This window comes from Francisella noatunensis subsp. noatunensis (assembly GCF_009823375.1).
Classification (GTDB): Bacteria; Pseudomonadota; Gammaproteobacteria; order Francisellales; family Francisellaceae; genus Francisella; species Francisella noatunensis.
This window is the reverse complement of the sequence record NZ_WBSX01000085.1, coordinates 1-8,003: the sequence shown is the minus strand read 5'-3', so window position 1 is coordinate 8,003 and position 8,003 is coordinate 1. Positions and strand designations below refer to the sequence as shown.

The window sequence follows — 8,003 nt, the reverse complement described above, 5'->3', positions numbered from 1 at the left end:
GTAGATTAAAACATGAGGCATTGTTAATATAACTCACAAAGCAATTTACAACTTAATAAGCAAGTTAAAGCTTAGACACTTATTATTTTTCAAAGCTAGACAATATAAATACAAAAAAGAAGGTGACTCTAAACAAGTTAAGATAAAGGATAGAGCGAGTATTTCTGAAAGACCTAGCAGTGCTAATAGAAAAAATCTTTATCACTTTGAAGGTGACACTATTGTTGGTAAAGACCATAAAGGTGCTATTGTAACAATGGTCGATAGAGCTAGCAGATTTACTATTTTAGCCAAGTCTATAGATAGAACAGCTAATTCAATCAATAGAATATTGTACAAAGTATCTAATGGTCATAAAATATTAACAGCTACATTTGATAATGGTAAAGAGTTTGCTAAACATAAGAAGCAAACTAGCAAGACTGGCATCAAAGTATTCTTTGCTGATCCATACAGTCCTTGGCAAAGAGGTATTAATGAAAACATGAATAGGTATATCAGACAATTTATACCTAAAGGTACTAACTTTAACAATATATCTCATCAATACATTAGAAAGTTACAGATAGACTTGAATAATAGACCTAAGAAATGTTTAAATTACTTGACACCTAATGAAGTACATTTTGGTATCTCTATAAACATTGAGAATACAATCTAGCAATTATTGATTGGAAAAAGAAGTTACATTTACATTTTTTTGATATATTCAGCAGCATTATCATCTAATGAGATGACCCCAGTATTAGCATCATAATAAACCAGCTTAGCATAACGAGCCCAGTCAATAAATGTATCAAAGACACGTTCTGCTACTTCCATTGGATAATAATCATCAAGCTCCGCCAAGAATCTACTCTTAGGCGCTGATTGACTTTCTCTCTCACTTAAAACTTTAACAACATGACGAGCCAATGGAATATACTTTAAGAATAATCTTCCAAAAATAAATTTTCTATCATCTATATTTGAATCAATGAACTTACGCCCCATTGCAGTCATTTTGATATCACCATCAGATACTTCTGCAAATCTTAAAATTGATAGAATCTCAATAATCGGGAATAAATCATCAATATCTAAGTGAAGATCATCCGCCAATTGTGGTAAATCTACGGCTTCAACATCTTTGATCTCCGCCATCTCATCTAAAAGACCATTCATCTCTGAAATATCCACATCTGGCAAACGATAACCAATAGTTATAGCAGTCTTCTTATTCATACGCTCAGATAGTTCTTTAGTTTGGGCAGTAGTCATCATACGATAAACCTGATCTACTAGATCAGCTACGCTAGGATCTTGAGAGCTTCTTGGATGAGGAATATCTATCTTCAGCTCACCACGTATAAACCCTGGGTTACTCCCAAATATAATAATTCTATCTGCCGTCAAAACAGCTTCTTCAATACTATGAGTAACATACAAAATACCTTTCATTGCCTCATTATTTTCCCAAAGGTCAAGTAAATCTTCTCTAAGGTTCTCCGCAGTAAGAATATCAAGAGCAGAAAAAGGTTCATCCATTAACAAAACATCTGGCTCTAGTACAAGAGCTCTGGCGAAGCCAACACGCTGCTTCATACCGCCAGAAAGTTCTTTTGGATAAGCATTTTCAAAACCGTCAAGACCTACCATATCGATCGCTTTCAACGCTCTTTTTTTACGCTCTTTAGCTGGAATGTTACGTGCTTCAAGACCTAATTCAACATTTTGTAGAACTGTAAGCCAAGGCATAAGAGCAAAGCTTTGAAAAACCATTGAAATATCTGGAACAGGGGCAGAAACTTTTTTACCTCTATACATTACTTCACCTGAACTTGGGCTTAACAGACCTGCGATAATTCTAAGTAAAGTTGACTTACCAGAGCCAGATTTACCAAGTAATGCAACGATCTCACCTTCGTGTAAAGTAAAGTCAATATTATCTAGTACTTTAAGTGTATGACCACCTTTGATGTTAAATTGCTTATTAACTTTTTCTACTGTAAAAATTTTTTTTGAACTCATTTTCTAAAAATCTCCTATGCTTACATATTCATACTAAAGCGATTTTCTGCATAGTTATATAATCTGCGCCAGAACAGTTTATTAGATGCTACAACCAATACACACATTACTATCACACCTAGCAGTACATTTGCCGTATGATCACCCTGCAGGTTTGTATAATATGTAATATAATCTCCAAGACCTGATGCTTGAATTATTGACTGATCTCCAGTTCCCCAATTGATGTATTCACACACAATACTAGCATTCCATGCACCACCGGCAGCAGTGATTGCTCCTGTGACATAATATGGCATAACTGCTGGAAACAAATATTTACGCCATTTCATAAAACCTTTTAGCTGCATATTCTTAGCCGCCAGTTTCAATTCATCTGGAATTGCTGAAGCACCTGCAATAACATTAAACAAGATATACCACTGCGTTCCAAGAGCCATCAGCAAAATACACCAAATATTAAAATTAAGGCCTAAAATTATCACTAATGTTCCAAAGATACCATACAAAACGTTAACTGGGAACGCTGCAGCCATCTGCGCATAAGGTTGTACTTTTTGAGCAATTCTAGGTCGCATACCAACCCAAACACCTATTGGCACCCAAATTATCGAAGTGACAAGAATAAGCACAACTACTCTAAAGCCTGTTAATAAGCCATATCCAAAAACTTTAAAAGTTTCTGATAGACCAATATTTGAGCTACCTCCATATACTGCTTGGTAAGCAAAGTAAAACAATCCAACAACTATCATCAAAGTAAATACTGTCCATAATATTTTCTGCAATAGTATTTCTTGTTTCTCCTGTTTTTTATGTCTTGGTTGATTATAAACTTTATTTAAATTTTTCTTAAAAAATATTATATTAACTAAAGCTGAGCTTATACCTCCAAACACACTAGAGAAGAGTTTAGTTATTGCTGATTTTTGCAATATCTTCAAAAACCAAGACTTACTATAAACTTCTGACTGGTTTTCACCTAGCACAAATTTTTCTGACCATACAACCAGTGGTCTGAACAATAATTGATCATACAATATGATAGTAACTAACATCATCACTATTGCTGCACCAACTGCACCAAAATCTTGGGCATTATTTGCTGCATCTATAAATGATCCTATACCAGGTAAGTTAATTGGTATCGACTGCGAAGCACTAAAGTTAACAAAGATTGTCTCTGATGCAACTATCATAAACCAACAAGCAGACATTGACATCATAGTGTTCCAAACAAGTCCTGGCATAGAAAATGGTACCTCTACTTTCCAGAATCTTTGCCATGCTGAAAGCTGATACATATCTGCCGCTTCAACCAGTTCTTTAGGTACAGTTTTTAAAGACTGATAAAAACTTAATATCATATTCCATGCTTGAGCCGTTATAATTCCAAATATCACTGCTGATTGAGCCCCCCATAAGGAGCTTGGGAATAAAACCAAAAAACCAGTAACAGTAATAGCGAAGAACCCTAGAATAGGAATAGACTGTAAAATATCAACTGCTGGAATAATTATACTTTCCGCTCTTTTACTTTTGGCCGCTAACGCTCCGAATATAAATGTAATTAGTAGAGAAATACCCAAACCAATAAACATTCGCATTACTGTTTCTGCTGTATAATACGGCAAAAGCCAAAGATTCAAAGAAACTTCTGAGTACTGTTGAACACTTGCTTGATTTGTATAATCTATACTCCCACCCAAGCCTGAGGTGGACCATACAAATATACTTAATATTAAAAGTATAATTGATAAAGCTAAAATATCCCACTTAGTGCGAGAAACCTTTGCTGACATATTAGAATTGTATAACCTTTTCATATGTCAAAACCCTTTGGTTTTTTCAACAACGCCTTTAGTATATGCTATTTAGCTTTGTTTTTGTATTATAAATTTGATAATATTTTGCTAAAATCAAGGTAACTATAATCATTGTTAAATTGCCAAAATGAAAAAAGAACAAAAAGTTATAAAAGTAAATCCTGGTGAAAGAGTATCTTGCCCTACTAAATATCATGAAAATTGGAACTTACACCCAAGAGTGTATATAGATCTTAAAGATAAGAAAATTAATACTTGCCCATACTGTGGCACAGTTTTTAAAGTAGAAAAATAATCAACCTTTTTTTTGCCTTTGCATCTTTTTGTTATCTTTATCTAACTGTTTGATAAAGTATGTCTTTACATCTTTGTATTCACTTTGATAAATATCTACTTTTTCCCCTAAAGCATATTCAACATCTGTAAACTGCTCAAATGTTATTGGTGAAGATTTACCATCCTCTAAAACTTCAAACTGATATTTACCTTTTATTTTATCTACATCTTTAGTAGATGCATAAATATAGCTACCACTCGCACCTATCAAACCTCCTGTTCCCGCACCTATTACTGCTCCGGATCCAGCTCCTACCGCTGCTCCCACAGCAATACCTCCACCAATTGTTCCTGCAAAGCATGGTACTGCACCAAGACCAAGAGTAAAAATTGTACACAGACCTCGACCAATTATACCAAGCATTCCCCCTAACATAGCTCCACCAAAAGCTCCAACGCCAGCTCCAACAACGGCGCCAGACCCAGCACCAACACCTGTACCTGTAAGAACATCATCCTTAGTGTCTTGTTTTTTTATTTGCTCTTTAGTCAATAGTTGCTTCTCAGAAACGATTACTCCAGACCCTACTTCTGTAATTTTTGGATTACTCGAACATCCTATTAACAATATTGACAAAACTATTACCGAATACTTCTTCATGATGCTCCTTATTTATTACGATCAATAACAACTCTAATTTAGCTCTATATCTTGACTAGCTACCACTACGTCATAAATGTCGACTACTATAATGGGATATACAGTATACTTAACGTTATAACACTCCAGATTAGTCCTAAAATAGCTCCTACGATACTACCTACTAAGACTCCATTTTTAGCATTTGAGTTATTATTTATAGTTACATAAGATCTGATAGTTACTATCAATACTAATACAAATAGTCTTTTTATAAATTTCATAACTTATCACTCCATATTTATCAACTTGGCAAAAGCCCTGAGATAGCCATAAATTTTGACATATTAAAAACTAAACTTCAGCTTACTTCAAATTGATATTTTTTATTTCGCATATAAGTTTTTCTGATATATGGAGTATGATTAAATCCTTTCTATAAAAAAGATTTTAAGAAGTAGATATTATTAAATGATAATTTTTAATTATTAGATTGTTGTAAATTATTCAATACTAAATCTTGGATATAGTAGATAGCTTGCATATTTTGTTTAGCCTGACCTTGTTCGCCGATACTGATTTCTAAGTATACTCTACCATTTCTTTGAGTTGCCTCAAATATAACAGGCTCTTTATATTTATTACAATAGATCCATACTGTAGATTTTTGATCACTATAATCATCTCCTTTTATTTCAAATTGATCAGGATGTTGTTTTATAGCCTCTTTAATTGCTTGATAAACCTGTTTAACTGTAGTGCCCTGTTGCATTTCTATTCCATGCCTGCCCCCATCAGATTCAAATCTATCATCTTGTACTACCATATCACCACCAAGAAATGGTATACAACTAGAAATAAACAAAGATACTAAAATCAATACAATCAGTTTCTTTTTCATCTGTAAATTCCCATAATAAAATAAAAGCCCAAAATTACAGCTATCAAGGATACAATCACACTTACTAGTATATAACTGATAGCCAATAATGCTTCGCCACGCTGTAACAAATTGAGGATATCTAAACTAAAGCTAGAAAAAGTAGTAAATCCTCCAAGAAAACCAGTAACAAAAAGAGATCGAACGTATGTCGAAATATCTTCATTAAAGAGCTTAGTTTGTATCAAAAAGGCTGCCATCATACCTATGATCAATGAACCGATAATATTACATAATAGTATTCCTATAGGAATTTGCTTAGAAATACTTGCTGTTGCCTGAGTCAAGGCAAATCTTGACATAGCACCAAGCCCGCCACCAATACCAACTAATATTAATAAAAGTCCCATTTATTTCTCCAATATTTTATATGCTCCTAGCTCGATCATTTCTTGAGCTAGTAATTTACCGAGCCTCATAGGATCATCTCCTGTAAGTTTTCTTTTTAAGATGTTTGTACCATCACTACTTGCAACCATTGCTGTAAGAGTTATCTGATTATCCTGTAACTCTGCATATGCACCAATTGCAACATGACAGCCACCTTTTAGCTCTTGATTGAATGCTCTTTCAGCAGTCGAAACACAAAAGCTATCACTGCAGTTTAGCTTTTGTAACTTTTGTAAAATTTCACTACTTTTATCCAAAGCTTCTATAACTACTATACCCTGACCCACAGCTGGTAAAGATATTTCTACAGGAATGAACTGTGTTATCCTCTCATTAAGCTCTAAACGAATAAGACCCGCACTTGCTAGGATAATCGCATCATAGTCGCCATTGTCAAGCTTTGATAATCTTGTTTGAACATTTCCTCTTAAATCTCTAATCTCAAGATCATCCCTATAATGCAAAAGTTGAGCTTTACGACGTAAACTTGATGTACCAACGATCGCACCTCTTGGCAAATCATCTATGCTAATATATTTATTTGACACAAAGGCATCTCTAGGGTCTTCCCTAGGCATAAAGCTTGCTAAACAAAAACCTTGAGGCAATTGATAAGGCACATCTTTAAGAGAGTGTACAGCAATATCGGCTTTGTTATTAAGCATCGCTATTTCTAGCTCTTTCATGAACAATGCCTTACCACCAATTTTATTAAGAGGCTTATCAAGAATAATATCTCCTTGTGTTTTCATAGTACTTATCTGACAAGGAATGTTTAGCTCTTGTTGAATTCGGTCTTTGACGTAATTTGTCTGCCACAATGCTAGTTTGCTTTCGCGACTAGCTATAACGATTTGTTTCATATTTTAAATGTCTTTGCGATAAAGTTTGATATATCTTTTATTTCTTCCATACATACAGAGTGTTGCATACCCACATAGTGTTTATACTCATTAGCAAAACCACTAGATTTTAGCTTGTCTGATAAATCATGACCAAGAACTTCAGGTAATACTTGATCATCAGTACCATGGCAAACTAGTATAGGTAATCCTTTATTTATAGGTGTAATTTTATCTTTAAAATCATCCCATGCTGGCAAGTATGTAGATAAAGCCATAATGCCACCAAGCCTCCTTTGAGATGTAATAGCAGCATAAGTTCCGATTACACCGCCTTGAGAAAAGCCTGCTAAGATAATATTTTCACTAGCAATACCTTGATTAATCTGACTATCTATTAACTTGTTAACTTTTGCTATTGAACTATTTATACCTTCAACATCAACCACTCTATTTAGACTATTTGCATCAAGTGACTTGATATCATACCAAGCACGCATCTGCATCCCCATGTTTATAGTTACAGGCATAACATCAGCATGAGGAAAAACAAATTTAATTTCATCTAATGAAACATCAAAATAATTGATAACATCAACAAAATCATGTCCATCTGCACCCAGACCATGTAACCCAATAACGCAAAATTTAGACTGCTTTGGTGACTCAATAAGTTCGTAATTCATAAAAATTCTAATTCTTCTAATATTAGTTAGAATGATACATTAATTTAAAAAATTTATTAATAGCTAGATTGTATTCTGAAAGTTTTAAATAGTTGAAAGAGAGTTCCAAATATAGTTTATTAGGTTTTGACGAAACTAAAATAAACGATAAGGAACTAAAAAATGCCAAAGCACTTAACTCTTTCAAATAGATATTGTATAGAAGAATTACTTAAATTAGGATACCAAACATCTCAAATAGCCAATAAAATTGGCTATAGTGAAAGAGCTATAAAAAAGGAACTTAATCGCACTAGTATAAATAGTGACTATAATGCTGAGATAGCACAGAAGCTATATCAAAGCCGCAGAACTTCAAATAATCATAAGCTATCCTGTAAAGTTAAAAAGCTA

Annotated in this window: 10 protein-coding genes and 1 pseudogene; 3 read left to right on the top strand and 8 right to left on the bottom strand. The window is 33.7% G+C overall.

What is annotated here, in order from left to right; genetic code table 11:
• Positions 1-16: 16 nt before the first annotated feature.
• A pseudogene (locus F8C69_RS07450) lies at positions 17-661 on the top strand (IS30 family transposase); the annotation flags it as partial.
• Between the two features lie 29 nt (positions 662-690).
• On the opposite strand, the gene F8C69_RS07445 reads toward F8C69_RS07450, so the two are convergent.
• Entirely contained in the window at positions 691-2,010 is a 1,320-nt protein-coding gene (locus F8C69_RS07445) for an ABC transporter ATP-binding protein (RefSeq protein ID WP_159184760.1), read from the bottom strand.
• A gap of 20 nt (positions 2,011-2,030) precedes the next feature.
• Complete coding sequence (locus F8C69_RS07440; protein ID WP_159184759.1) at positions 2,031-3,836, bottom strand: ABC transporter permease; 1,806 nt, start codon at positions 3,834-3,836, stop codon at positions 2,031-2,033.
• A gap of 127 nt (positions 3,837-3,963) precedes the next feature.
• Between F8C69_RS07440 and F8C69_RS07435 the strand changes: the two genes are divergently transcribed.
• Positions 3,964-4,131, top strand: a complete 168-nt coding sequence (locus tag F8C69_RS07435) for a zinc-finger domain-containing protein (RefSeq protein WP_159184758.1) — start codon at positions 3,964-3,966, stop codon at positions 4,129-4,131.
• On the opposite strand, the gene F8C69_RS07430 is transcribed toward F8C69_RS07435, so the two are convergent.
• The 6 genes from F8C69_RS07430 to F8C69_RS07405 form a co-directional block, all read right to left on the bottom strand.
• The gene (locus tag F8C69_RS07430; protein WP_159184757.1) at positions 4,132-4,773 is read right to left on the bottom strand and encodes a hypothetical protein; all 642 of its coding nucleotides are present in this window, start codon (positions 4,771-4,773) and stop codon (positions 4,132-4,134) included.
• A gap of 86 nt (positions 4,774-4,859) precedes the next feature.
• The gene (locus F8C69_RS07425) at positions 4,860-5,036 is read right to left on the bottom strand and encodes a hypothetical protein (protein ID WP_159184756.1); all 177 of its coding nucleotides are present in this window, start codon (positions 5,034-5,036) and stop codon (positions 4,860-4,862) included.
• A 197-nt stretch (positions 5,037-5,233) separates the two neighbouring features.
• Positions 5,234-5,653: a hypothetical protein gene (locus tag F8C69_RS07420; protein WP_159184755.1), complete on the bottom strand. Its 420-nt coding sequence runs from the start codon at positions 5,651-5,653 to the stop codon at positions 5,234-5,236.
• Positions 5,650-6,042: a fluoride efflux transporter CrcB gene (gene crcB, locus F8C69_RS07415; RefSeq protein WP_012280128.1), complete on the bottom strand. Its 393-nt coding sequence runs from the start codon at positions 6,040-6,042 to the stop codon at positions 5,650-5,652. The genes F8C69_RS07420 and crcB overlap by 4 nt, the downstream gene beginning before the upstream one ends.
• The gene (gene hemC / locus F8C69_RS07410) at positions 6,043-6,945 is read right to left on the bottom strand and encodes a hydroxymethylbilane synthase (RefSeq protein ID WP_159184754.1); all 903 of its coding nucleotides are present in this window, start codon (positions 6,943-6,945) and stop codon (positions 6,043-6,045) included.
• Entirely contained in the window at positions 6,942-7,610 is a 669-nt protein-coding gene (locus tag F8C69_RS07405; protein ID WP_159184753.1) for an alpha/beta hydrolase family protein, read from the bottom strand. The genes hemC and F8C69_RS07405 overlap by 4 nt, the downstream gene beginning before the upstream one ends.
• A 162-nt stretch (positions 7,611-7,772) precedes the next feature.
• Between F8C69_RS07405 and F8C69_RS07400 the strand changes: the two genes are divergently transcribed.
• Positions 7,773-8,003 (top strand): helix-turn-helix domain-containing protein (locus F8C69_RS07400; RefSeq protein WP_159183974.1); only part of this gene is annotated, 231 nt, incomplete at its 3' end.

Excerpts from the sequence above, each read along its gene's own strand:
- F8C69_RS07445 (WP_159184760.1), bottom strand. The coding sequence starts at position 2,010 with ATGAGTTCAAAAAAAATTTTTACAGTAGAAAAAGTTAATAAGCAATTT.
- F8C69_RS07440 (WP_159184759.1), bottom strand. The coding sequence starts at position 3,836 with ATGAAAAGGTTATACAATTCTAATATGTCAGCAAAGGTTTCTCGCACT.
- F8C69_RS07435 (WP_159184758.1), top strand. The coding sequence starts at position 3,964 with ATGAAAAAAGAACAAAAAGTTATAAAAGTAAATCCTGGTGAAAGAGTA.
- F8C69_RS07430 (WP_159184757.1), bottom strand. The coding sequence starts at position 4,773 with ATGAAGAAGTATTCGGTAATAGTTTTGTCAATATTGTTAATAGGATGT.
- F8C69_RS07425 (WP_159184756.1), bottom strand. The coding sequence starts at position 5,036 with ATGAAATTTATAAAAAGACTATTTGTATTAGTATTGATAGTAACTATC.
- F8C69_RS07420 (WP_159184755.1), bottom strand. The coding sequence starts at position 5,653 with ATGAAAAAGAAACTGATTGTATTGATTTTAGTATCTTTGTTTATTTCT.
- crcB (WP_012280128.1), bottom strand. The coding sequence starts at position 6,042 with ATGGGACTTTTATTAATATTAGTTGGTATTGGTGGCGGGCTTGGTGCT.
- hemC (WP_159184754.1), bottom strand. The coding sequence starts at position 6,945 with ATGAAACAAATCGTTATAGCTAGTCGCGAAAGCAAACTAGCATTGTGG.
- F8C69_RS07405 (WP_159184753.1), bottom strand. The coding sequence starts at position 7,610 with ATGAATTACGAACTTATTGAGTCACCAAAGCAGTCTAAATTTTGCGTT.